Origin of the sequence: Streptococcus oralis (genome assembly GCF_964238205.1) — a bacterium.
Taxonomy (GTDB): Bacteria; Bacillota; Bacilli; order Lactobacillales; family Streptococcaceae; genus Streptococcus; species Streptococcus oralis_CZ.
Map to the genome: position 1 here is coordinate 217,112 of NZ_CAXSLF010000002.1, position 24,581 is coordinate 241,692.

Genomic DNA, 24,581 nt, shown 5'->3' on the forward strand with positions numbered 1-24,581 from the left:
TTATGGTAGTAACATTTGTACGGATTGATGACCGCATGATTCACGGTCAAACAGTCACACGCTGGGCAAAAGAAAAACCATGTGATGGTTTGATTGCTGTAAACGATGCAGCAGCATCAAACAAGGTTTTGATCCAAGCTTACAAAGGCGCATCAGACAAGAAAACCTTTGTATGGACAAAAGAAGCCTTTAAAGAAAAGTCAGCAAAAGTAACGGAATCTGACAGTCGGTACTTCTTGATTACCAAAAACCCAATCGATATGAAGGAAATTTTGGTGGATCAAGGTTTTGTCCCAGGAGATGTTAAAGAAATCATCGTTGGCCCTGCAAATGATAGACCTGGTGCAGTGAAATTGGGCAATAACCAATCCATCACCCAAGAAGAAGCAGAAGCCTTTCAGGCAATTCAGGCAGCAGGTTACAAGGTTAAATTCCAATTGTTGCCGGATGTCTCAATTGGTTATTGGGACGATTTCAAATCTAAATTTGGTTTTTAAACCTAACAGTTTTATTAGTTAGGTAAATAAATTTACAAACAAAAGGAGCGTTTGTTATGACAATTTCATGGATTCAAGCAATCTTGCTTGCTGTTTTCGCCAGCTTGTCTTCAATGCCAGGTATGGGAGGTTCCAGTATCGGGAACTATACACTCGGTCGTCCCTTGATCGGTGGGTTGATTTCAGGTTTAATTCTTGGAGATGTGACAACTGGTATTATGGTCGGGGTTGCCCTTCAAGTCGTTTATATCGCCTTGGTAACACCTGGTGGAACTGTATCTGCCGATGTTCGTGCCATCTCTTATATCGGTGTTCCTCTTGCTATCTTGTTTGTGCATGCAAATCACATCACAGACGAAGCTGGAATTGCCGCAGCTGCAGCCCCAATCGGTGCAGCCGTTGGGACAATCGGTACTGTTCTTTTCTACGGTACAGCTACAATGAACTTGCTTTGGCAACACATTGGTTGGAAAGCCGTTGAAGAAGGAAACTTCAAAAAACTCTACGCAGTTGACTGGGTTTATCCTTGGATCTCTCACTTCCTCTTCTCTTTCCTTCCAACTATGATTATCACCAAATATGGTGAAAACATGGTTGATTTGATGAAACTTTACCTTCCTATGGATGGTTTCTGGATGAAAGCTCTCTTTACAGTCGGAGCTCTTCTCCCATGTGTCGGTATTGCTATCTTGTTGAAACAAATTGTTACAAAAGCAACTGACTTCATTCCATTCTTTGTTGGATTTACCTTGGCTAAATCTCTCGGCTTGAACTTGGTAGCTAGTGCGGTTGTTTCATTGATCTTTGCAGTAATCTACTATGAACTTGAAGTAATCAAATCTATGAAAGCTGCTCCAGCTGGGGTTGTTTACGTAGACGATGATGAGGAGGATATTTAAAATGGCTGATAGAAAGAAAATTTCAAAGAAAACATTAGCAAAAGCATTTCATCATTGGTATTATGGTCATTTGACTTGTTTCTCTCAAGAACACATGCAAACCTTTGGGTACTTGACTTCTATGCTTCCAATCGTAGAAGAAATGTATGATACAAAAGAAGAACAAAAAGATGCTATGCAAACCTATACTGCCTTCTTCAATACTGAACCACAACTTGGCTCTCTCGTTGTAGGGATTACGGCTGGTTTGGAAGAAGCGCGTGCAAACGGAGATGCAGTGGATGGTGAAACTATCAATGGTATGCGTGCCGGTTTGATGGGGCCAATCGCTGGTATCGGTGACTCTTTGGTCGTTGGGACCTTGATTCCAGTTCTTTTGGGGATTGCCCTGGGTCTCTCTAAAGGTGGTAACATCGCTGGTGCTATCTTCTACATCATCGTATGGAACCTCTTAGTATACTTTGGTATGCGCTTTGCCTTCTTTAAAGGGTATCAATTAGGGGATAAAGCCGTTGAATTCCTAGTAGGACCAAAAGGACAAGCACTTCGTAAAGCAATCAGTGTTGTCGGCGGTATGGTTATCGGTGCGGTAGCAGCAACTTGGGTCTCTGTTACAACAGCTCTTCAATTCGAGAATTCTGAAGGAAAAGTCTTCTTAAATATCCAAGAAAAGATTGATGGTGTTTATCCAGGTCTCTTGACAGCAGCTTTCATCACTATTTGCTGGTGGTTAATGTCTAAGAAAAAAGTTTCACCAAACAAAGTAATGTTGCTTCTAGTTGTTGTCGCTTTGGTTGGTGTTGCTCTAGGTATCTTTGACCCACATCTTAATTACTAAGCTCAAGAAAAGCACATATTTACTAGTAGAAAATTTTGAGAATGAAGTAGACTAACCTCCTTCTCTTACCCTTCATTCTCAATTTTTGTCAGGAGGATCCTCATGGTTACAAAACAAGAACTTGTTAATGGATATGAAACAGAAATTAAGTATCAACGTCATATGATTGAAAATCTTGGCCGTTGGTTTAGCTTACTCTTTATCATTGCCAGTATAGGTATGGTCTTAATTTTTCTCTTTCATAAAAGCTTCCTCCCAATCTTAATTTTCGGAATTATACTTGCCTTGGTTGGAATATTGGGAATGGTGGTTTTTGGATATGGTATCTATCGAGGACGGATCAATCTCCAAAAAGTCGTCGATGATTTTAATCGAAAATTAATAATTCTAAAGTGATCTTTAAGGAACATCTCATTCATTTTGAGGTGTTTTTTTCTTGACTATTTCTGACTAAGTGATAAAATAGAACTATGGTTTAGCACTCGTTCGTAAAGAGTGCTAACAATATGATTATGTTATGGAGGAAAACAGATGTTGAAACCATTAGGGGATCGTGTGGTCTTGAAAATTGAAGAGAAAGAACAAACAGTCGGAGGCTTTGTCCTCGCAAAATCAGCCCAAGAAGAAACGAAAACAGCTACAGTAGTGGCTACTGGACAAGGTGTTCGCACCTTGAACGGTGATTTGGTTGCCCCAAGTGTAAAAGTTGGAGATCAGGTTTTGGTTGAAGCTCATGCAGGTATCGAGGTCAAAGATGGTGACGAAAAATATGTCATCGTTGGTGAAGCTAACATCTTAGCAATCGTGGAAGAATAAGAGGAGGAAGTAAGTATGGCAAAAGACATTAAATTTTCATCAGATGCTCGTTCAGCTATGGTACGTGGTGTTGATATCCTAGCTGATACAGTTAAAGTAACCTTGGGGCCTAAAGGCCGTAATGTTGTTCTTGAAAAATCATTCGGCTCACCATTGATTACCAATGATGGTGTAACAATCGCTAAAGAAATCGAACTAGAAGACCATTTTGAAAATATGGGTGCTAAATTGGTGTCAGAAGTGGCTTCTAAAACCAATGATATTGCTGGTGACGGGACAACTACTGCAACAGTTTTGACCCAAGCTATTGTTCGTGAAGGAATCAAAAACGTTACGGCTGGCGCAAACCCAATCGGTATTCGTCGTGGGATTGAAGCAGCGGTTGCTGCAGCAGTAGAAGCTTTGAAGAATACGGCTATCCCTGTTGCTAATAAAGAAGCCATCGCGCAGGTTGCTGCTGTATCCTCTCGTTCTGAAAAAGTAGGTGAGTACATCTCTGAAGCCATGGAAAAAGTTGGTAAAGATGGTGTTATCACTATTGAAGAATCACGTGGTATGGAAACAGAGCTTGAAGTCGTAGAAGGAATGCAATTTGACCGTGGGTATCTATCACAGTACATGGTGACAGATAATGAAAAAATGGTTGCAGACCTTGAAAATCCATACATTTTAATCACTGACAAGAAAATTTCAAATATCCAAGAAATCTTGCCACTGCTAGAAAGCATTCTACAAAGCAGTCGTCCACTCTTGATTATTGCTGATGACGTTGACGGTGAAGCTCTTCCAACTCTTGTTTTGAATAAGATTCGTGGAACTTTCAACGTAGTTGCTGTTAAGGCACCTGGTTTCGGGGACCGTCGTAAAGCAATGTTGGAAGACATCGCAATTTTGACAGGTGGAACTGTTATCACAGAAGATCTTGGTCTTGAATTGAAAGATGCTACTATCGAAGCGCTTGGTCAAGCAGCTAAAGTGTCTGTTGATAAAGATAGTACAGTCATTGTAGAAGGTGCAGGTAATCCTGAAGCAATTGCTAACCGTATTGCTGTCATCAAGTCACAAATCGAAACAACAACTTCAGAATTTGACCGTGAAAAACTCCAAGAACGCTTGGCTAAATTGTCAGGTGGAGTTGCTGTTATCAAGGTCGGTGCTGCAACAGAGACAGAATTGAAAGAAATGAAACTCCGCATCGAAGACGCCCTCAATGCGACTCGCGCAGCTGTTGAAGAAGGAATCGTTGCAGGTGGTGGTACTGCCCTTGTTAATGTTATCTCTGCTGTTGCTGCCTTGGAGTTAGAAGGTGATGAAGCAACAGGACGTAACATTGTTCTTCGTGCCTTGGAAGAACCTGTACGTCAAATCGCCTACAATGCAGGTTATGAAGGTTCAATCGTAATTGATCGTTTGAAGAATGCAGAAGCTGGTACAGGCTTCAACGCTGCAACAGGTGAATGGGTCAACATGATTGAAGCAGGGATTATCGATCCTGTTAAGGTTAGCCGTTCGGCCCTTCAGAACGCAGCTTCAGTAGCAAGCTTGATTCTAACAACAGAAGCAGTCGTAGCTAACAAACCAGAACCCGCTGCACCAGCGCCAGCTATGGATCCATCAATGATGGGTGGCTACTAAGAAATAAATAAAAACAGGTAGAATGAAAGATTTCTACCTGTTTCTTTTGAATTACTCAAAAAGAGGAAGCTCAGCCTCCTCTTTTTACATCTATTTAATTATGGTTTGATAACTTCAGCTCCACCCATGTATGGACGAAGAACTTCTGGAATGGTCACAGAACCATCTTCGTTTTGATAGTTTTCAAGGATAGCAGCGACTGTACGTCCAACAGCAAGTCCAGAACCATTCAAAGTATGAAGAAGTTTAACCTTACCATCGGCTTCATCACGGTAACGGATTTGGGCACGACGAGCTTGGAAATCTTCTGTATTTGAACAGCTTGAGATTTCACGGTAGGTATTTTGTGCAGGGATCCATACTTCCAAGTCATAAGTCTTAGCAGCTGAGAAGCCCATGTCTCCTGTAGAAAGAGCAACTACGCGATATGGAAGGTTGAGTTTTTGAAGGATGTTTTCAGCGTTGGCTGTCATCTTTTCTAGTTCTTCGTATGACTCTTCAGGTTTGGCAAATTTCACCATTTCAACCTTGTGGAATTGGTGCAAACGAATCAAACCACGAGTATCACGACCAGCTGAACCAGCTTCAGAACGGAATGATGGGCTCATAGCAGTAAAGTAGATTGGCAAGTCTTTTCCGTCAAGGATTTCATCACGATAGTAGTTTGTCAGAGGAACTTCAGCGGTAGGAATGAGGACGTAGTTCGTATCTTTCAATTCAAACGTATCTTCTTTGAATTTTGGATATTGTCCTGTACCAAACATTGAGTCATGGTTAACCATGTAAGGTGTGATGACTTCAGTATAACCTTCCTTTCCATGCTCATCCAACATAAAGTTGTAGATAGCACGTTCCAAACGAGCCCCAAGTCCTTTGTAGAATAGGAAGCGCGCTCCAGTTACCTTTCCACCGCGTTCCCAGTCAAGGATACCGAGGTCTTCACCAAGATCCCAGTGGGCTTTTGGTTCAAAGTCAAACTCACGAGGAGTTCCCCAACGGCGAATTTCTACGTTATCGTCTTCGTCTGCTCCAATAGGAACACTGTCAGCTGGGATGTTTGGAAGAGTAGTGGTAAATTCTGTCAATTTAGCATCAATCTCCGCCAACTCAGCATCAAGAGCTTTTACCTCGGCAGAGAGGGTTTGCATAGCTGCAATCTTGTCGTCTGCATTTTCCTTGTTGCGCTTAGCTTGTGCAATTTCAGCAGAAACTGTGTTACGCTCAGCCTTAAGGGTTTCAACCTTGACTAAGATGTCACGTCGTTTGGCATCGATTTCTTTCATCTCGTTCAAGATAGCAGCATCTACACCACGTGTAGCTAGTTTTTCTGCGACAGCATCAAAGTCTGTACGAATACGTTTGATATCTAACATATAAACTCCTTTATGAAAAAAGCACACCCGACAAAGCGTTGGAGTGGCAGGGCCACGGTTCCATCCAACTTCACAGGTGTGCACTTGATTCTGTATTTGATTTAAAACAACGGTAGAATTTCAATTAAATCTTCTATCTGCTCGCAGCACCCGCAGACTTTCTGAAAGAAGGAAGTAACCTACTTATCCGTTTCTATGATTATACTAAACTTTCTATTTTTTTGCAAATAGATTTTTAATTTTTCGACCAATGATTTGGACTAAGGTAGGAAGTTTGACTACCTTGTCATTTCCCAATTTTTTACGAGCTATTTTAAGAATTTTTCCAGAGTCTTTTGAGGCGAAGAGAAATTTTCCTTGATCTGTAAAGACTTCAAAATGACGACTAACCTTGCGGCCTGAAACATTGGCTCCGATTTGATTAATGCTGGACCAAGGGATTTGAATATAGTCCTCGACATTACGATCTGCGTAAAATTCTAAGGCATGATCTCCGACTAGAAATTTTCCAACCTTTCCTGTAATGGAGAGATAGGAGGTTCCAGTTGTTTGCAAGTCGACGACCTTATTGAGGGATTGTGCCATGTTTAGTCTTCCTTATTTTCACCGAAAAATGCTTGGTAGAGAGCTTTAAGAGCGGCTTTTTCTTGGTCTTTGTGGACAACAAACATGATAGAAACTTCGCTAGAACCTTGTGACATCATTTGGATGTTGATGTTGTTTTCAGATAAGGCACGAGTGGCTGTAGCAGTTACCCCGATATGACGCTTCATTTTTTCCCCAACAATCATAATGATAGAGAGGTCGTGTTCGATTTCAGCGTGGTCTACCTCTGCTTTTTGGACTAATTGACGAAGGATTTCTTCTTCCTTGATCGGAGTTAATTCTCGTGAACGTAAGATGATAGACAGGTCATCGATACCAGTTGGCATATGTTCCCAACCAATATTAAGGTCCTCAAGGATCTGAAGAACTTTACGACCAAAACCGATTTCGCGGTTCATCAGATATTTAGACATATTAATGCTGACAAAGCCAGAATCACCAGCGATCCCAACAACTGGGAATTTGTCGCTGCTATGTTGTAGCACAATGCGAGTACCTGGGTGGTCTGGATTGTTGGTATTTTTAATGACAAGAGGAATTTTCCCACGGTAGGCTGGCAAGAGAGCTTCGTCATGGAGTACAGAGAATCCTGCATAGGCCAATTCACGCATTTCACGGTAGGTCAATTCAGGGATAGAGTGTGGCTTATGGATAATACCAGGGTGAGCTGCAAATATTCCATCTACATCAGTAAAGTTTTCATATAGGTCAGCCTTGACACCAGCAGCAATGATAGAACCAGTGATATCTGAACCCCCACGTGAGAAGGTGCAAATTTGATCTTCTTTAGTAACACCGAAGAAACCAGGGATAACAAGAACTTCAGTTGAATTTGTCAATTCCTCGATTTTATCGTAACTTGATGGGATGATACGTGCATTTCCAGGTTCGCTCGTAACAACGATACCAGCTTCTCTAGGATGAACATAACGCGCCTCCAAGCCATTTTGGTTAAAGTAGGCTGCAATCAACTTAGCATTGTTATTTTCTCCAGCTGCTAGGAAGGTATCATAGAGAAACTTATTATCTTCAATTGGAAGAGTAGCTAGAGAGCGAATGCTTTTTGAAATTTTGTCTAAAACGGCTGGTTTGAGACCTAATTCGCTAACCATAGCAGCATAGCGATCAATAATCCAGTTTTGGCTTTTGCTAATATCATTTCCAGCTACATAGTCGCGGTAGTATTTAATCAAGGCATCTGTCACCTTGGTATCTTCAGAATTTCGTTTACCAGGGGCAGATACAACCACAAAACGACGTTCTGGATCACTTTTGACAATATTTAAAACTTTTTCTAACTGACTAGCAGAGGCAAGCGAGCTTCCACCAAATTTAACAACCTTCATAAGAACTCCTAAAGTAAGTATTTTATACGATTATAGCAGAAAGAGGGGCTTTTTTCAATCTGGAAAATTACCTATATAATTGTTTGAAAGTCTCATCAGGAAAGCTTATAATAAAGGTGTAGGAGGAAAGACTCTTCTAATGAAAGGAGTTGGGGGAAGATGATTAAAAGAGTAGTTTGTTTAATCTTACTAGTCCTTACCTTCGTGATGATTCCTACAAATATCGGAGCAAGTTTTCAACCTCTTCCCAGTGGTCGTTTGACCGGAGAAGAATTAGCAATGGAATATGCTCAGGAAGGTCAGATTTCAGTTGAGAGAGCTAAAATTATCTTATCTATCAGCTTGTCAGATAGTAAGGCAAGGACCTATCGAATTCTCTCTGAAAAGATTATCGTCAATCCTAACTATGAAGCTAGAGTCAAGTTTTACTGTCGAACAGATGAGAGTGGACAATTTAGAGGAATCACGAAACTCTTAGCTGCAAGTCTGGTCACCAAGGACGGGGATAAGGAAGCTCCTTTTACAGGAAATCTTTTTGCCTACCTTGAAGATCCAAATCGTGTTTTTTACATGATTTCAGGAGAATTCTACTATAAAGGCTCCAACAAAGAACAGCTTTATCAGAGAGAAGGAGGACGAATGCTTGAAGTGATTTATGATTTCATGGATGATACAAGTACTGGTTTTCCTGTATTTTTAGAGACCAAACTAAGATTTTAAAATCGGCCGAGACACTTTCGGTCGATTTTTCTCTTGTTTAAAAAGCCGGAAAAAGATATAATTTGAAAATAAAATAATTTATTCTTCGTTGTAAATTAAAAGGAGTGCCTATGAATCATATTCTCTATCAAGTTCAAGACGATTTAGCGATACTAACTTTAAATCGTCCTGAGGTGGCCAATGGTTTTCATATTCCTATGTGTCAAGAAATTCTAGAAGCATTGGAATTGGCTGAAAAAGATGCTTCGGTTTCGTTTATTCTCATTAATGCTGCTGGCAAAGTCTTCTCTGTTGGGGGCGATTTAGTAGAAATGAAACGTGCAGTCGATGAGGATGATATTGCCTCCCTTACCCAAATTGCGGAGTTGGTAAATACGATTTCCTATAAGATTAAACAAATTCCTAAACCAGTCATTATGGAAGTGGATGGAGCAGTTGCTGGAGCTGCAGCCAATATGGCTTTAGCAGTTGATTTCTGTATTGCTTCTGACAAAGCTAAATTCATTCAGGCATTTGTAGGTGTGGGCTTAGCTCCTGATGCGGGTGGCTTATTCTTGCTTACACGATCACTAGGTGCGACTCGGGCAACGCAATTAGCTATGACTGGAGAAGCTTTCACAGCAGAAAAAGCACTGGAAGCTGGAGCTGTCTATCGTCTGTGTGCTAGTGATCAACTGGAAAAGACAAGAGAACAACTGTTGAAGAAGTTGAGAAGAGGCTCCTCTAACTCTTATGCTGCTATTAAGAAGTTAGTCTGGGAAAGCGAGTTTAAGCAGTGGCACGAGTACGCACAGCTAGAACTGGAATTGCAAAAATCTCTATCTTATACGGAAGATTTTAAAGAAGGTGTTCGTGCACATTCTGAAAGACGACGTCCAAAATTTATCGGAAAATAAAAAAATACTTGCACAATTCTTTGAAGTTTGATATACTTTTTTTGTCAAATGTTTTGATAGTTAAACTTTTTTGATAAAGGAGGGAAGAGAAATGGACTACCAACAAGTCAATGACTATTTAACATCAATTTTTAACAACGTCCTAGTAATCGAGGAAGTAAGTTTGCGAGGTAGTCGTTTCAAGGACATCTCTATCAAAGAAATGCACACGATTGATGTTATCGGTAAGTATCCAGAAGTGACTCCGAGTCAAGTTTCTAAAGAGTTGATGGTAACTCTAGGGACTGTGACAACGAGTTTAAACAATTTGGAGAGAAAAGGATACATCGAACGTATCCGTTCAGATCAAGATCGTCGTGTAGTACATCTGCATTTGACAAAGAAAGGTCGACTCATACATCGTCTCCATAAACGTTTCCACAAGGCCATGGTCGAAAGAATTATCGAGGGCATGAGTCCTGAAGAGATTGAAGTTATGGGAAAAGGGTTGACTAATCTTTATCACTTTTTGGAGGATTTGAAGTAATGGCTTTTGCAAAAATAAGCCAGGTCGCTCATTATGCTCCAGAGCAGATTATCACTAACGAAGACTTGGCTCAGGTCATGGATACGAGTGATGAATGGATCTCAAGTCGAACTGGGATTAAGGAACGTCGCATTTCTAAGACAGAATCAACAGGAGATTTGGCAACGGCAGTTGCAAAACGACTCCTGGAGAAGTCAGGAATTTCTGCTGAAGAGTTGGATTTTATCATTCTAGCTACGATGACACCTGACTCGATGATGCCTTCAACAGCCGCTCGTGTTCAGGCTAAAATCGGTGCTCACAAGGCTTTTGCCTATGACTTAACAGCTGCCTGTAGTGGATTTATCTTTGCTCTATCAACTGCAGAGAAGTTCATCTCTTCAGGAGTTTATCGTAAGGGTCTGGTCATCGGAAGTGAAACCATGTCAAAAGCTTTAGACTGGTCAGATCGCTCAACTGCTGTCCTATTTGGAGATGGAGCTGGGGGCATCTTGTTAGAAGCAAGCGAAGAGCCACATTTTCTAGCGGAGAGTCTCAATAGCGATGGTTCGCGAAGTGAGTGTTTGACATATGGACAGACTGGTTTAACTTCACCATTTTCAAATCAAGAAAAGCCCGATGCTTTCTTGAGAATGGATGGTCGAGCAGTTTTTGATTTTGCGATTCGAGATGTTGCTAAGTCTATAAAAAATACTATAGTAGAGAGTCCTCTGTCGGCAGAAGAACTAGATTATCTCTTGCTTCATCAAGCTAATATCCGCATTCTAGATAAGATGGCTAGAAAGATCGGTGTAGATCGAGACAAGCTTCCTGCCAATATGACCAAGTATGGAAATACCAGTGCGGCAAGTATTCCGATCCTACTTTCAGAGTGTGTAGAGGAAGGGCTCATTCGTTTGGATGGTAGCCAAAATATTCTCTTGTCAGGCTTCGGTGGAGGTTTGACATGGGGCACGCTTATTGTTACAATTTAGGTAATCATGTGGTGAACACATTGTTATAAAAACTATTTATTTTAAAGGAGTCTATCATGGCAGTATTTGAAAAAGTACAAGAAATTATCGTTGAAGAACTCGGAAAAGATGCATCAGAAGTAACACTTGAATCTACTTTTGATGATTTGGATGCAGATTCATTGGACTTGTTCCAAGTGATCTCAGAAATCGAAGACGCTTTTGATATCCAAATCGAAGCTGAAGACAACTTGAAAACAGTTGGCGACTTGGTTGCTTACGTTGAAGAGCAAACAAAATAATTAAAATAAAAGAAGAAGGAGTAGGGGGAACCCGCTCCCTCTTGTTTAGGTAATAGTTTGACTGTCAAATTATAATGTAGTCGAACTATTACGTAAGCAAGACATACGGAGGCACTATGAAAACACGTATTACAGAATTATTGAATATTAAATATCCGATCTTCCAAGGTGGAATGGCTTGGGTTGCAGATGGTGACCTTGCTGGAGCTGTTTCAAAAGCAGGTGGTCTCGGTATCATTGGTGGAGGAAATGCTCCTAAAGAAGTGGTTAAGGCTAATATTGATAAGATTAAATCATTAACAGACAACCCTTTTGGTGTCAACATTATGCTTCTGTCTCCATTTGCTGATGATATTGTGGACCTTGTGATTGAAGAAGGAGTTAAGGTAGTTACAACTGGTGCAGGAAATCCAAGTAAATATATGGAACGATTCCATGAAGCAGGAATCACCGTTATTCCTGTAGTACCTAGCGTGGCTTTGGCTAAACGTATGGAAAAAATTGGTGCGGATGCTGTTATTGCTGAAGGTATGGAAGCTGGTGGACACATCGGTAAATTAACGACCATGACCTTGGTTCGTCAAGTTGCAGCTGCTGTTTCAATTCCTGTTATCGCTGCTGGTGGTATTGCAGACGGTGAGGGAGCTGCAGCTGGATTTATGCTTGGTGCAGAAGCTGTGCAAGTAGGAACTCGTTTTGTAGTTGCTAAAGAATCAAATGCTCATCCAAACTATAAAGCTAAAATTTTAAAAGCTCGTGATATTGACACAACGATCTCAGCACAACATTTTGGACACGCAGTTCGTGCCATTAAAAACAAATTGACTCGTGATTTCGAACAAGCTGAAAAAGATGCCTTTAAACAAGAAAATCCAGATTTAGAAATCTTTGAACAAATGGGCGCAGGAGCCTTAGCTAAGGCTGTTGTTCACGGAGATGTGGATGGTGGATCTGTTATGGCTGGTCAGATTGCAGGTCTGGTTTCGAAAGAAGAAACTGTTGAAGAAATCTTAAAAGATATTTACTACGGTGCAGCTGAAAAGATTCAAGCAGAAGCTGCTCGTTGGGCAGGAGTTACAAGAAATGACTAAAATAGCCTTTCTATTTGCAGGTCAAGGAGCCCAGTACCTAGGAATGGGACGTGAGCTATACGACCAATATGCTATCGTCAAGGAAACAATCGACCAAGCTAGCCAAGTCTTGGGGTATGACCTTCGTGACTTGATTGATAATGATGAAACAAAGCTAAATCAGACTCGTTACACGCAACCAGCTATTTTAGCTACGTCCGTTGCTATTTACCGACTACTAAAGGAGAAAGGTTATCAGCCTGATATGGTGGCAGGTTTATCTCTTGGAGAATATTCTGCCCTGGTAGCTAGTGGTGCCTTGGATTTTGAAGCTGCAGTGGCTCTAGTTGCTAAACGTGGAGCTTATATGGAAGAAGCGGCACCAGCAGGATCAGGGAAAATGGTAGCTGTGCTTAATACACCGGTTGAAGTAATTGAAAAAGCTTGTCAAGAAGCCTCTAAACTTGGTGTTGTAACTCCAGCTAACTACAATACGCCGAGTCAAATTGTTATTGGTGGTGAGGTAGTGGCGGTAGATCGTGCAGTTGAACTTTTGCAAGAGACAGGAGCAAAACGCTTGATTCCTCTAAATGTTTCTGGTCCTTTCCATACAGCTTTATTGGAACCTGCTAGTCAAAAATTATCTCAAGCCCTAGAAGATGTTGAGTTTAGTGACTTTGCTTGTCCACTTGTTGGCAATACAGAAGCAAAGGTCGTGGAAAAAGAACGAATTGCTGAACTCCTGACTCGTCAAGTTAAGGAACCCGTTCGTTTTTATGAAAGTATTGCAGTCATGCAAGAAGCGGGTGTCACTCGTTTTATCGAGATTGGACCTGGTAAAGTTTTGTCAGGATTCGTCAAAAAGATTGATAAAACAGCTCAACTTGCTCATGTGGAAGATCAAGCAAGTTTACTAGCACTCTTAGAAAATTAGACCAAACTGGTAGAAGTTCTGAAAGGAGAAAAATGAAACTAGAACAGAAAAATGTCTTTATTACAGGCTCAAGTCGAGGAATTGGTCTTGCCATTGCTCATAAATTTGCCAGCTTGGGAGCCAATGTTGTCTTGAATAGTCGTGGTGAAATCTCCGAGGAGCTTCTAGCCGAATTTAAACCATATGGAGTGAAGGTCCTTGCTATTTCTGGTGACGTTTCTGATTTTGCGGACGCAAAGCGCATGGTGGACCAAGCCATTGAAGAGCTGGGTTCAGTTGATGTCCTCGTTAATAATGCTGGGATTACTCAAGACACTCTCATGCTTAAGATGACAGAAGAAGATTTTGAGAAGGTTTTAAAAGTCAATTTGACAGGTGCCTTCAATATGACACAATCAGTCTTAAAACCGATGATAAAAGCTCGCGAAGGTGCTATCATCAATATGTCTAGTGTCGTTGGTTTGATGGGAAATATCGGTCAAGCAAACTACGCTGCTTCCAAGGCCGGTTTGATTGGATTTACCAAATCGGTAGCACGTGAGGTTGCCAATCGCAATGTGCGTGTCAATGCCATTGCTCCAGGAATGATTGAATCAGATATGACTGCAGTTCTATCTGATAAGGTGAAAGAAGCCATGTTGGCACAAATTCCGATGAAACAATTTGGCCAAGCTGAGCAAGTCGCAGAGGTGACAGTCTTTCTTGCAAGCCAAGATTATCTAACGGGACAAGTCCTTGCAATTGATGGTGGACTAACCATGCAATAAGAGTTAAAATAGAGGTATAAAAATGAAACTAAATCGAGTAGTAGTAACAGGTTATGGATTAACATCTCCAATTGGGAACACACCAGAGGAATTTTGGAACAGTCTAAAAAATGGAAAGATTGGAATCGGTGAAATCACCAAGTTTGATCACAGTGCTTTTGATGTTCATAATGCGGCAGAAATTCAGGATTTTCCTTTTGACAAATATTTTGTAAAAAAAGATACCAACCGTTTTGATGACTATTCTTTGTATGCCTTGTATGCAGCTCAAGAAGCAGTGAACAATGCAAATCTTGACCTTGAAGCACTTGATAAAGACCGCTTTGGTGTCATTGTGGCATCAGGTATCGGAGGTATCAAAGAAATCGAAGACCAAGTGCTTCGACTACATGATAAGGGACCAAAACGTGTAAAACCATTGACACTTCCAAAAGCCTTGCCAAATATGGCTGCAGGGAATGTTGCTATGCGCTTTGGGGCAAATGGGATTTGTAAATCTATCAATACAGCTTGTGCTTCATCAAATGATGCTATCGGAGATGCCTTCCGTTCTATCAAATTTGGTTTCCAAGACATCATGCTAGTTGGTGGTTCAGAATCTTCTATTACTCCATTTGCCATTGCTGGTTTCCAAGCCTTAACAGCTCTTTCAACAACAGAGGACTCAACTCGTGCTTCTATTCCATTTGATAAGGATCGTAATGGATTTGTCATGGGTGAAGGATCAGGGATGTTGGTTCTTGAAAGTTTAGAGCATGCTGAAAAACGCGGTGCAACTATTCTAGCTGAAGTTGTTGGTTACGGTAACACTTGTGACGCCTACCACATGACTTCACCACATCCAGAAGGTCAAGGGGCTATTAAAGCTATCAAACTTGCCTTGGACGAAGCTGAGATTACACCAGACCAAGTAGCCTATGTCAATGCTCATGGTACATCAACTCCTGCTAATGAAAAAGGGGAGAGTGGTGCTATCGTAGCAGTTCTTGGTAAGGAAGTACCTGTATCTTCAACCAAGTCATTTACTGGACACTTGCTCGGTGCAGCTGGTGCAGTTGAAGCCATTGCAACAATTGAAGCCATACGTAACAACTATGTTCCAATGACAGCCGGAACTACTGAATTGTCAGACTATATTGAAGCAAATGTTATTTATGGACAAGGCGTGGAACGTGAAATTCCTTATGCTATCTCAAACACTTTTGGGTTTGGTGGGCATAATGCAGTTCTTGCTTTCAAACGTTGGGGGAATAAGTAAAGATGAATTTAAATGAAATCAAAGACTTGATGGCACAATTTGACCAGTCAAGCTTGAGAGAATTTTCTTATAAAAATGGAACGGATGAGTTACTCTTCAGCAAGAATGAAGCAAAACTTGTTGCAGAAACAAGTCCAGCACCTCAACCAGTTGTTTCAGCACCTGCACCTACAGTAGCACCTCAAGCTCTAACTTCAACACCAGCTGTAGAAGCAGTTTCAGAATCAAGTGCTAGTGAATCTGTAGCTGAGGGGGACCTTGTAGAGAGCCCACTTGTCGGAGTTGCTTACTTGGCTGCGGGACCAGACAAACCTAATTTTGTTTCAGTCGGTGATACTGTTAAAAAAGGACAAACCTTGGTCATCATCGAAGCCATGAAGGTCATGAACGAAATTCCAGCACCTAAAGACGGTGTCGTAACAGAAGTTCTTGTTGCTAATGAAGAAATGGTTGAGTTCGGGAAAGGCTTGGTACGTATCAAATGATTGATATTCAAGGAATTAAAGAAGCTTTGCCTCACCGCTATCCCATGCTCTTAGTGGATCGTGTTTTGGAAGTCAGCGAAGATACAATCGTTGCTATTAAAAATGTAACGATTAACGAACCTTTCTTCAACGGTCATTTTCCTCAATACCCAGTTATGCCAGGAGTCCTCATTATGGAAGCTTTGGCACAAACGGCAGGTGTTTTGGAATTATCAAAACCTGAAAACAAAGGGAAGCTTGTCTTCTATGCTGGCATGGACAAAGTCAAATTTAAGAAGCAAGTTGTTCCTGGTGATCAGCTTGTCATGACAGCAACGTTTGTCAAACGTCGTGGCACAATCGCCGTAGTAGAAGCGAAGGCAGAAGTAGATGGTAAGCTTGCAGCAAGCGGGACTCTGACCTTTGCTATTGGAAACTAGGGAGGTTTTCCATGTTTCGTAAGATTTTAATTGCCAATCGTGGTGAAATTGCTGTTCGTATTATTCGTGCGGCACGAGAATTAGGAATTGCCACAGTTGCTGTTTATTCAACTGCTGACAAGGAAGCTCTCCACACGCTTTTGGCTGATGAGGCTATCTGTATCGGCCCTGGAAAGGCTACAGAATCTTATCTGAACATCAATGCTATCCTTTCAGCTGCGGTCTTGACTGAAGCTGAAGCCATTCACCCTGGATTTGGTTTTTTAAGTGAAAATTCCAAATTTGCCACCATGTGTGAAGAAGTTGGTATCAAATTTATCGGGCCATCAGCTCGTGTCATGGATATCATGGGGGATAAAATTAACGCCCGTGCTCAAATGATTAAGGCTAATGTGCCCGTCATTCCAGGATCAGATGGTGAAGTTCATACTGCAGAAGAGGCTCTGGCTGTTGCCGAAAAAATTGGTTATCCAGTTATGCTGAAAGCTTCAGCTGGAGGTGGTGGTAAAGGGATTCGTAAGGTTGAAAAGGCAGAAGACCTTGTATCAGCCTTTGAAACAGCCTCTAGTGAAGCTAAAGCAAACTTTGGTAACGGGGCTATGTACCTCGAGCGCGTGATTTATCCTGCTCGCCACATTGAGGTACAGATTCTTGCTGACCAGATGGGACATGTGATTCACCTAGGTGAGCGTGACTGTTCGCTTCAGCGGAATAACCAAAAGGTTTTAGAAGAAAGTCCTTCGATTGCTATTGGGAAAACACTTCGTAATGAAATTGGTGCTGCAGCTGTTCGTGCAGCGGAGTCTGTAGGCTACGAAAATGCTGGTACGATTGAATTCCTACTAGATGAAGCAAGTGGGAAATTCTACTTTATGGAGATGAATACTCGTGTCCAAGTAGAACATCCAGTAACCGAATTTGTTTCTGGTGTGGATATTGTCAAGGAACAAATCCGTATTGCGTCAGGTCAACCTTTGACTCTGAAACAAGAAGACATTGTTCTAAAAGGACATGCTATTGAGTGCCGTATCAACGCAGAAAACCCAGCCTTTAATTTTGCACCGAGTCCAGGTAAGATTACCAATCTTTATCTACCAAGCGGTGGTGTCGGATTGCGTGTTGACTCTGCAGTTTATCCAGGTTATACCATTCCGCCATACTATGATAGTATGATTGCTAAGATTATCGTTCATGGCGAAAATCGTTTTGATGCTCTCATGAAAATGCAACGAGCTCTTTATGAACTCGAAATTGAAGGGGTTGTCACCAATGCTGATTTCCAACTCGATTTGATTTCAGATCGTCGAGTAATTGCTGGAGATTACGATACTTCCTTCTTGATGGAGACCTTCTTACCACACTATCAAGAAAAAGAATAATGTAAAAAGACTATGAGACCGAAAAGGGGGATGTATGGCTCTATTTAGTAAAAAAGATAAATATATTCGAATCAATCCCAATCGTTCGACTGTAAATCAACCTCAGATCAAGCCAGAGGTTCCAGATGAGCTCTTCTCCCAATGTCCAGGTTGCAAATATACGATTTACCAAAAGGACTTGGGGAGTGAGCGTATATGCCCTCACTGTGGCTATACCTTCCGTATTTCAGCTCAAGAGCGTTTAGCTTTAACCATTGATATGGGTACGTTTTTGGAAATGTTTAAAGGGATTGAGACTCAGGATCCTTTGAATTTTCCAGGCTATCGTAAAAAATTGACTTTGATGCGTGAAAAGACAGGTCTTGATGAGGCTGTTGTAACAGGAACAGCTTTGATTAAGGGAGAGAAGGTTGCCCTTGGCATCATGGATTCTAACTTTATTATGGCGTCAATGGGGACAGTTGTTGGTGAGAAAATCACTCGCTTGTTCGAATATGCGACCGCTGAAAAATTACCTGTCGTATTGTTTACAGCTTCTGGCGGAGCACGCATGCAGGAAGGAATCATGAGCTTGATGCAGATGGCCAAAATCTCTGCAGCAGTCAAACGTCATTCCAATGCAGGTCTCTTTTATCTGACAATCCTTACAGACCCGACGACTGGAGGAGTAACAGCTTCCTTCGCTATGGAAGGGGATATCATCTTGGCAGAACCCCAAAGTTTGGTAGGTTTTGCTGGACGCCGTGTGATTGAAAATACAGTAAGAGAAGACCTACCAGAAGACTTCCAGAAAGCAGAGTTTTTACTGGAACATGGTTTTGTAGATGCAATTATTAAACGGCGAGAATTGCCAGATACGATTGCTCGATTGGTAAGACTACATAGGAGGGAGAGTTGATGAATATTGCGAAAATCGTTAGAGAAGCTCGTGAACAAACTCGCCTAACAGCCTTGGACTTCGCAACAGGAATTTTTGATGATTTTATTGAACTGCATGGGGACCGCTCCTTCCGTGATGATGGTGCTATTATTGGTGGTATCGGTTGGTTGGGAGACCAAGCAGTGACTGTTGTTGGAATCCAAAAAGGTAAAAGTTTACAAGATAATCTTAACCGTAACTTTGGTCAACCTCATCCTGAAGGTTACCGAAAAGCCCTTCGTTTGATGAAGCAAGCAGAAAAGTTTGGTCGTCCTGTTGTAACCTTTATCAACACGGCTGGTGCCTATCCTGGTGTCGGAGCAGAGGAGCGTGGTCAAGGTGAAGCTATTGCTCGTAACCTCATGGAGATGAGCGATCTTAAGGTGCCCATTATCGCCATTATTATCGGTGAAGGTGGATCAGGAGGGGCTTTAGCTCTTGCAGTAGCTGACCGTGTTTGGATGTTAGAAAACTCGATCTATGCAGTTCTCAGTCCTGAAGGATTTGCTTCTATTCTTTGGAAAGATGGCACGCGTGCCATGGAAGCAGCTGAGTTGATGAAAATCACTTCACATGAACTTTTGGAGATGGAAGTCGTAGATAAGGTTATTTCAGAGAGAGGTCTCTCTGCCAAAGAGTTGCTAGCTCGTGTGAAAAATGAACTTCAAACAGAAATTGAACAATTAAAACAATTATCGTTGGAGAAACTTTTGGAAGAACGTTATCAACGCTTTAGAAAATATTAAAAAGACAGCTAGAACTAAAAAAGGTTCTAGCTTTTTGGTTTCTCTCAAAAATTCATTTCAGGATTAAAAATTGACAGTTGAGGAAATAGAACTGAGAGTCATAAAAAAAGATGTATATTATATAATAAGGAATGATAATCTATAAGTGCTACAGAGAATAGATTAATACTCAATGAAAATCAAAGAGCAAACTAGGAAGCTAGCCGAAGGCTGTACTTGAGTACGGCAAGGTGAAGCTGACGTGGTTTGAATTTGATTTTCGAAGAGTATAAGTTTTTATAGATTTTATGCTGTGTTTGGTCAGTATATAACTGATAAACTGAATAGGGGGTTGTTATTCTTTCCCTCCATCAAGGTAATTTTTTAGGAGTGAGTATGAAAAAACTAGGGCATTTGGGAGTCTTTATCTTACTGGTATTCTTATCGGTTTATCTACCAGAGTTAGGGATTGTGCATCTGACTAAGTTTTTAGGATGGGGGATAGATGGCTATTCTATCTTTTCAACAGTTGAAGTAATAGCTCTTTTGCTATTATTTATCTACTGGCTCAAAAAGAAAGAGATGCTCTATATTTTTGAAAAAAAGGGTTCTAAGAAGTCAAGATTCTTTTACCTTGTAGTTGGTCTAGTGGCTACTTATTTTGATCGTCAATTGGTGGATGCTTTTCAGTTACAGTTTCATCACTTAATTGATAACAAGTATATCTTTCAAGACATTCTTTCGATTCTATACTCCAATGGGCAACCAACTTTTCTATCAACTGTTCTCAGTTTTAGTTTAACAGTAGTCGTCGGACCTATATTGGAGGAACTGGTTGATAGAGGGTATTTTATGAATACCTTTTTCCCCCAGTCCAAGTACTATCTGGATGTTATCCTATCTGCTCTTATCTTTGGACTTAGTCATTTGATCCTAACTCACCGAGATCCTATCAGTTTGATCATTTATAGTTTAGGCGGTCTCTTCTATGCTCTGGTCTACCGTTGGACAAAGAACTTAAAAATTACCATCCTATGCCATAGTTTTTTCAATTTTCTCATTTATGTAAAACCCATCTGGATATTTGTTTATAATTATGTCTATTACCACTTTTTTAGATAGTGGAAGGCAAAGAAAAAAGTGTTTGATAATTGTCAAACACTTTTTCTATATTATTTAATCTTCTTCTGTCACAAATTGACTAAGGAGTCCATTGATGAAACGGGCTGACTTTTGATCTGAAAAGCTCTTAGCAAGTTCAATAGCTTCGTTAACAGCTACGAGTTGAGGAGTATCAAATGAAGTGATTTCAAAAACTCCTAGGCGTAGTAAATTCTTTTCTACCAAAGTCAGACGATCGATGGTCCAACCGGTTTTCAAATGTTGAGTAATTTGTTTGTCCAGATCATCCTTTTTAGCTTGGACACCAGAAACGAGCTCTACAAGGAAGTTAGGAAGTTGTACGTCTGTATCTTCGCGATCATGTGTGTAGGCGAAGCGACAAGCAGTTTCTAGATCTGAACCAAATTCAAGACTCATCAAGGCTTGGAAGGCACACTTACGTAGTTCACGTCTAGATTCTAATAATGGACTAGTCATTGAGGAAGTCCTCGTCGAATAAGTCTTTCAATTCTGGTTTTGGTGTTTTATCTGGAACGATACCTGCAACGTGAATGTTGACAGCAGAGATTTCAACATCAGCCATGTTACGGACAGCATCCTTAACAGCTTTCTGGATAGCCATAGCAACCTTAGGAACTTTGACACCGTACTCTAGGTAGAGGTAGATATCAGCTGTGAGCTCATCGTTTGCTTCTTTTAGATATACGCCACGACCAAGAGAAAGTTTTGAAAGGGTGTCAGATACTGATTTGTTTGAAAAAGAGTGTACTCCTTCAACTTTCGCAGTTGCAATAGCAATGATTTTTTCAAGTACACGTGGGGCGATGACGATTTCGCCAAGTTGTTCTTCAATTCCCATAGAATGACCTCTTTCTAGTTTCTAGAGATTAGGCGCGAGAAACGTAAGTTCCTTCTGCAGTGTTGATAATCAATTTTTGACCTGCTTCGATGAAGTCTGGAACGTTTACGACAAGACCAGTTTCCATTGTTGCTGGTTTACCAGAACCGGTAACAGTAGCACCTTTGATAGATGGTTGTGTTTCAGCAACTGTCAATTCAACAGTAGTTGGTACAGTTACACCGATTACTTCAGTTCCGTAGAATTGGATTTTTACATCTGAGTTTTCAAGGATGTAAAGCAATTCGTTTTCAACATTCACAACAGGAATTTCGTATTGGTCGTAAGTTTCTGTGTTCATGAAGTAAGCTGTGTCGTCCATTTTGTACAAGTATTGAGCTGGAACTGTTTCGATGATCGCTTGCTCAAATTTTTCTTCTGGGCGGTAGCTTGTTTCAAAAGTTGAACCAGTGCGGACATCACGCAATTTCATACGCATGATCGTGTTTCCTTTACCTGGTTTGTGGTGGCTAGCTTCCAAAACGCGGATCAATTTTCCTTCAGCTGTTTCAAAAGTCATACCAGCCTTTAGTTTACTTGCTTCAATCATGATTTTACCTCTTTAATAAATAGTTTACTCTTTATTGTACCATAAAATGCAATAATTCTCAAATATCAGATGAGCTTGAATTAGTTGACTGGTACGATATTTCCTTCTTCATCTTTGGTTACGAGAACATACTTACCGTCTACCTCGATGTAAAAGTTCTTGCTTGCAGTTTGCCCGTTATTTTGAACAGGGGCTTGAGTTTGGGCTTGTTGGTTGAGTTGACCACCAAGTGTTTGTCCTAGGTTCATTCCCATAATCATGTTCATACCATTGCCATTGCCTTCATTGTTAGCAGCAGCGATGAGAGCTTCATTACGAGCACGACGTTCTTCAATCTCAATCGTATTGTACTTCATAGCGACAAGCTCGCTATCAAGCTTACGGACAATATCTAAGCTTTCTTGATCATAGCTCAAATCTTCAAGCAGGATGTTGGTTGTTTCAATCCCATAAAGTCCAACCCATACCTTATTAACTTCTTGTTTAGCTAGCTCATTGAAAGTATCTTGATTGGCATTAAGGCTATAGATATCTACCTTGTTTTCATTGGTAAATTTAGCAATTGCAATGGCAATCTTTGGTGCGATATTTTGTCGGAGTGTTCCTTGAGCTACATTTTGTAATGTAAAGGCTTTATGGTCTTCAATTTGTTGACTGATGGAGCTAACATAGAATAGGACTGGATCAGCAACTTTGATATCAAACAAGCCATAGAAACGGATGTTGAGCAGTTGTTGATAACGTTCACTGAAGTATTCTACAGCATTTTGTGTACCGAATTTATTTCCGGCAACGGGTTGCATACGAATAAAGATGATTTCTTGTTGGGTAATGACTTGACCACCAAATGAGAAGCGGTTTTTGAAGTTTTCCCAAGTACCCTTTAGGCCACCTTTTTCAAGAAGCCAGGCATTATCTCCTGAACGCCATTCGTGGCTACCAGCTTCTAAGACATCTCCAAGGAAGGTACCGTTGTTCACTAGAATAGCGACATAGCCTTGAGGAACAATAACGACACTACCATCTGTTAGTAGTCCAGTGTTTTGATTGCTTTGTCTAGATTTGCCGTCTGGATCTTTTGAAAGAAGTTGACCTTTAATGGCCAAAGCATCTGCTGTTAGGTTATTTGGAAGTACGATCGCTTCTTTAAATTTGCTATCGTTGAAACTATTAAGCCCTGAAGATAGGGCGGCACGAATAAATCCCATAATTTCCTCCTAATTATAAAGTTCGTCTTCATCCACAACATCGTAGGTATCGAGTACCCATTGGTTTGGACTACGTGTGAGATCAGCTCCGCAGTATTCACATTGGCTAATAGCTGAGATTTTAAGTGGAGCGCCACAGTTTGGACAGTGGTCGCTAACAGCCTCATCTTGAACATTGTTTTCGGTTTGGCTACCATGTTTGCGGATAAAGTTCATTTGATAAACTGTAAATAGATCTTGTTGAGGGTCTCCTTCGATAACCTTACGAGTCTCATCATCGATAACATAGTCTCTGAGTGTAGATGACAAGATAACAACAAGGGTATCGTTACCATCAGGATTTTCATAGAAATCTTTGATGCGGATATTTTCAACATAGACTTTTTCTAAGACATTGGTTGTTTTTGCCCGAATATGATCTTCGAGTTGAGTACTATGTTGGGAATAGAGACTAGTACTTTCGAGAGAACGAACCAAATTCCAATCCTTTTTAGTCCAGGCTGCCTGTAACTGAATATAGACTTCTTTAACCCATGAAGCGAAGGCATCAGCATCAAAGTTTGGATCACCATATTTGATACGACTAACAGCTAGTGTGTTGTGTTCTGCTCGGCGATGGCTAGGTGGATTATATCCAGTTGAACTACCGTAAGACTTGCCAGAAGATGAATTCAGGTCGTTTAGATATTTGATGAACATGTAGAGTAAGAATCCTCCGACACCAAACATGATAAGCATGTTCATACCAGTACCTAAAGAGCCACCTGAACTAGAGGAGCTGCTTCCAGAGCGATTACTACTTCTATAAGAAGAGCTACGACTTGAGCTACTGCGGCTGCTACTTCTTGAACTACTTCGGCTAGAGCTACCACTTCGCGAATGGCCAACTCCAGCATCAATTGAGTTAAATGGTGTGAAGAAGAACAACAATAAACAAGTGGCGAGAAGAGTATATAACTTTTTCATATGTCTCCTAACTATGTGAGTACAAAAACAGTTTTTGCCAAATTTTATGTCTAAAAAGATTTTTGGAGTTTTATAGTTTTATTTTCAATAAACCACCCTATAATCCAACCAAATACGAGTATATAATTCTCGATAGCGCCAATCGCATTAACAGGAGAATGATATTCAATAAAATTTAACAAATGATTTGTTCCTATTCCTATACCACCAATAATGAGGGCAAGAAGGGCAATTCTCAGGTAAAACCAATCGTACTTAATATTAACGGCAAGAATAATAATTAAGACAGCTAGATTCCAAATTCCAATTTCTCTTTGCCATCCTGCAGAAATACCGTAACCAGAATGCTCTCCCATATATGATGGGAGAAAGATTTGTAGAATAGAAGCACCCAACATGGCGACAATAACTAAAATAAATAGTACTCGTAAAAATTTGTTCATTTATTCTCCTTTTCTATTTTTTAGTGGAAAA

The 24,581-nt window shown here is 40.7% G+C and carries 30 protein-coding genes; 21 read left to right on the forward strand and 9 right to left on the reverse strand.

The window, feature by feature from the left end:
• Positions 1-2: 2 nt before the first annotated feature.
• The 6 genes from ACESOD_RS04765 to groL all read left to right on the forward strand — a co-directional run bounded on the left by ACESOD_RS04765 (position 3) and on the right by groL (position 4,685).
• Positions 3-497, forward strand: a complete 495-nt coding sequence (locus tag ACESOD_RS04765) for a PTS system mannose/fructose/N-acetylgalactosamine-transporter subunit IIB (RefSeq protein WP_000261775.1) — start codon at positions 3-5, stop codon at positions 495-497.
• A gap of 56 nt (positions 498-553) precedes the next feature.
• Entirely contained in the window at positions 554-1,396 is an 843-nt protein-coding gene (locus ACESOD_RS04770) for a PTS mannose/fructose/sorbose/N-acetylgalactosamine transporter subunit IIC (RefSeq protein ID WP_006151610.1), read from the forward strand.
• Entirely contained in the window at positions 1,380-2,234 is an 855-nt protein-coding gene (locus ACESOD_RS04775; protein ID WP_049530112.1) for a PTS system mannose/fructose/sorbose family transporter subunit IID, read from the forward strand. Before ACESOD_RS04770 ends, ACESOD_RS04775 begins: the two co-directional genes overlap by 17 nt.
• Before the next feature lie 102 nt (positions 2,235-2,336).
• On the forward strand, positions 2,337-2,630 hold the full coding sequence (locus ACESOD_RS04780; RefSeq protein WP_049530111.1) for a hypothetical protein: 294 nt from the start codon (positions 2,337-2,339) through the stop codon (positions 2,628-2,630).
• 135 nt (positions 2,631-2,765) lie between these two features.
• Complete coding sequence (groES, locus tag ACESOD_RS04785; protein ID WP_049530110.1) at positions 2,766-3,050, forward strand: co-chaperone GroES; 285 nt, start codon at positions 2,766-2,768, stop codon at positions 3,048-3,050.
• 15 nt (positions 3,051-3,065) lie between these two features.
• Positions 3,066-4,685 (forward strand): chaperonin GroEL, encoded by a 1,620-nt coding sequence (gene groL / locus ACESOD_RS04790; protein WP_373094321.1) that lies wholly within the window; start codon positions 3,066-3,068, stop codon positions 4,683-4,685.
• 98 nt (positions 4,686-4,783) lie between these two features.
• Here the strand turns inward: groL and serS are convergent, their stop codons facing one another.
• The 3 genes from serS to ACESOD_RS04805 form a co-directional block, all read right to left on the reverse strand.
• Positions 4,784-6,058: a serine--tRNA ligase gene (serS, locus tag ACESOD_RS04795; RefSeq protein ID WP_373094322.1), complete on the reverse strand. Its 1,275-nt coding sequence runs from the start codon at positions 6,056-6,058 to the stop codon at positions 4,784-4,786.
• Between the two features lie 213 nt (positions 6,059-6,271).
• Entirely contained in the window at positions 6,272-6,643 is a 372-nt protein-coding gene (locus ACESOD_RS04800; RefSeq protein ID WP_373094324.1) for a DUF956 family protein, read from the reverse strand.
• A 2-nt stretch (positions 6,644-6,645) separates the two neighbouring features.
• Entirely contained in the window at positions 6,646-8,010 is a 1,365-nt protein-coding gene (locus ACESOD_RS04805; protein WP_373094325.1) for an aspartate kinase, read from the reverse strand.
• A 159-nt stretch (positions 8,011-8,169) separates the two neighbouring features.
• On the opposite strand from ACESOD_RS04805, the gene ACESOD_RS04810 reads away from it, so the two are divergent.
• The 15 genes from ACESOD_RS04810 to ACESOD_RS04880 all read left to right on the forward strand — a co-directional run bounded on the left by ACESOD_RS04810 (position 8,170) and on the right by ACESOD_RS04880 (position 20,485).
• Positions 8,170-8,730 carry a hypothetical protein gene (locus tag ACESOD_RS04810; protein WP_373094327.1) on the forward strand — a complete coding sequence of 187 codons (561 nt, stop codon included), beginning with the start codon at positions 8,170-8,172 and terminating at the stop codon, positions 8,728-8,730.
• Positions 8,731-8,840: 110 nt separating this feature from the next.
• On the forward strand, positions 8,841-9,626 hold the full coding sequence (locus ACESOD_RS04815; RefSeq protein WP_126419707.1) for an enoyl-CoA hydratase: 786 nt from the start codon (positions 8,841-8,843) through the stop codon (positions 9,624-9,626).
• Between the two features lie 91 nt (positions 9,627-9,717).
• Positions 9,718-10,152: a fatty acid biosynthesis transcriptional regulator FabT gene (fabT, locus tag ACESOD_RS04820; protein WP_075228495.1), complete on the forward strand. Its 435-nt coding sequence runs from the start codon at positions 9,718-9,720 to the stop codon at positions 10,150-10,152.
• Entirely contained in the window at positions 10,152-11,126 is a 975-nt protein-coding gene (locus tag ACESOD_RS04825) for a beta-ketoacyl-ACP synthase III (RefSeq protein ID WP_373094330.1), read from the forward strand. Before fabT ends, ACESOD_RS04825 begins: the two co-directional genes overlap by 1 nt.
• A gap of 56 nt (positions 11,127-11,182) precedes the next feature.
• Entirely contained in the window at positions 11,183-11,407 is a 225-nt protein-coding gene (locus tag ACESOD_RS04830; protein ID WP_000257840.1) for an acyl carrier protein, read from the forward strand.
• Positions 11,408-11,523: 116 nt separating this feature from the next.
• Positions 11,524-12,498 (forward strand): enoyl-[acyl-carrier-protein] reductase FabK, encoded by a 975-nt coding sequence (gene fabK / locus ACESOD_RS04835; protein WP_373094332.1) that lies wholly within the window; start codon positions 11,524-11,526, stop codon positions 12,496-12,498.
• A complete protein-coding gene (fabD, locus tag ACESOD_RS04840) occupies positions 12,491-13,411 on the forward strand; it encodes an ACP S-malonyltransferase (protein ID WP_373094334.1) in 921 nt (306 codons plus the stop codon). Before fabK ends, fabD begins: the two co-directional genes overlap by 8 nt.
• Before the next feature lie 32 nt (positions 13,412-13,443).
• Complete coding sequence (gene fabG / locus ACESOD_RS04845) at positions 13,444-14,178, forward strand: 3-oxoacyl-[acyl-carrier-protein] reductase (RefSeq protein ID WP_373094336.1); 735 nt, start codon at positions 13,444-13,446, stop codon at positions 14,176-14,178.
• A 22-nt stretch (positions 14,179-14,200) separates the two neighbouring features.
• Positions 14,201-15,436 (forward strand): beta-ketoacyl-ACP synthase II, encoded by a 1,236-nt coding sequence (gene fabF / locus ACESOD_RS04850; protein WP_373094338.1) that lies wholly within the window; start codon positions 14,201-14,203, stop codon positions 15,434-15,436.
• A 2-nt stretch (positions 15,437-15,438) separates the two neighbouring features.
• A complete protein-coding gene (accB, locus tag ACESOD_RS04855; RefSeq protein ID WP_373094339.1) occupies positions 15,439-15,921 on the forward strand; it encodes an acetyl-CoA carboxylase biotin carboxyl carrier protein in 483 nt (160 codons plus the stop codon).
• A complete protein-coding gene (fabZ, locus tag ACESOD_RS04860; protein WP_000565515.1) occupies positions 15,918-16,340 on the forward strand; it encodes a 3-hydroxyacyl-ACP dehydratase FabZ in 423 nt (140 codons plus the stop codon). The genes accB and fabZ overlap by 4 nt, the downstream gene beginning before the upstream one ends.
• An 11-nt stretch (positions 16,341-16,351) precedes the next feature.
• Entirely contained in the window at positions 16,352-17,719 is a 1,368-nt protein-coding gene (accC, locus tag ACESOD_RS04865) for an acetyl-CoA carboxylase biotin carboxylase subunit (protein ID WP_373094341.1), read from the forward strand.
• 34 nt (positions 17,720-17,753) lie between these two features.
• Positions 17,754-18,617, forward strand: coding sequence for an acetyl-CoA carboxylase, carboxyltransferase subunit beta (gene accD / locus ACESOD_RS04870; protein ID WP_049503080.1), 864 nt, complete (start codon positions 17,754-17,756; stop codon positions 18,615-18,617).
• The gene (locus ACESOD_RS04875; protein WP_373094343.1) at positions 18,617-19,384 is read left to right on the forward strand and encodes an acetyl-CoA carboxylase carboxyl transferase subunit alpha; all 768 of its coding nucleotides are present in this window, start codon (positions 18,617-18,619) and stop codon (positions 19,382-19,384) included. Before accD ends, ACESOD_RS04875 begins: the two co-directional genes overlap by 1 nt.
• Positions 19,385-19,759: 375 nt before the next feature.
• Entirely contained in the window at positions 19,760-20,485 is a 726-nt protein-coding gene (locus tag ACESOD_RS04880) for a CPBP family intramembrane glutamic endopeptidase (protein WP_373094344.1), read from the forward strand.
• 54 nt (positions 20,486-20,539) lie between these two features.
• Here ACESOD_RS04880 and nusB read toward each other — a convergent pair whose 3' ends face one another.
• From nusB to ACESOD_RS04910, 6 genes are all read right to left on the reverse strand, one after another.
• Positions 20,540-20,962, reverse strand: coding sequence for a transcription antitermination factor NusB (gene nusB, locus ACESOD_RS04885; RefSeq protein ID WP_049503062.1), 423 nt, complete (start codon positions 20,960-20,962; stop codon positions 20,540-20,542).
• Positions 20,955-21,344: an Asp23/Gls24 family envelope stress response protein gene (locus ACESOD_RS04890; protein ID WP_049503061.1), complete on the reverse strand. Its 390-nt coding sequence runs from the start codon at positions 21,342-21,344 to the stop codon at positions 20,955-20,957. The genes nusB and ACESOD_RS04890 overlap by 8 nt, the downstream gene beginning before the upstream one ends.
• 28 nt (positions 21,345-21,372) lie before the next feature.
• Positions 21,373-21,933: an elongation factor P gene (efp, locus tag ACESOD_RS04895; RefSeq protein ID WP_000568646.1), complete on the reverse strand. Its 561-nt coding sequence runs from the start codon at positions 21,931-21,933 to the stop codon at positions 21,373-21,375.
• 80 nt (positions 21,934-22,013) lie between these two features.
• Positions 22,014-23,141 carry an SPFH domain-containing protein gene (locus tag ACESOD_RS04900; protein ID WP_373094347.1) on the reverse strand — a complete coding sequence of 376 codons (1,128 nt, stop codon included), beginning with the start codon at positions 23,139-23,141 and terminating at the stop codon, positions 22,014-22,016.
• A 9-nt stretch (positions 23,142-23,150) separates the two neighbouring features.
• Entirely contained in the window at positions 23,151-24,107 is a 957-nt protein-coding gene (locus tag ACESOD_RS04905; RefSeq protein ID WP_373094349.1) for a zinc-ribbon domain-containing transport protein, read from the reverse strand.
• 50 nt (positions 24,108-24,157) lie between these two features.
• Complete coding sequence (locus ACESOD_RS04910; protein ID WP_373094351.1) at positions 24,158-24,550, reverse strand: hypothetical protein; 393 nt, start codon at positions 24,548-24,550, stop codon at positions 24,158-24,160.
• Positions 24,551-24,581: the final 31 nt, after the last annotated feature.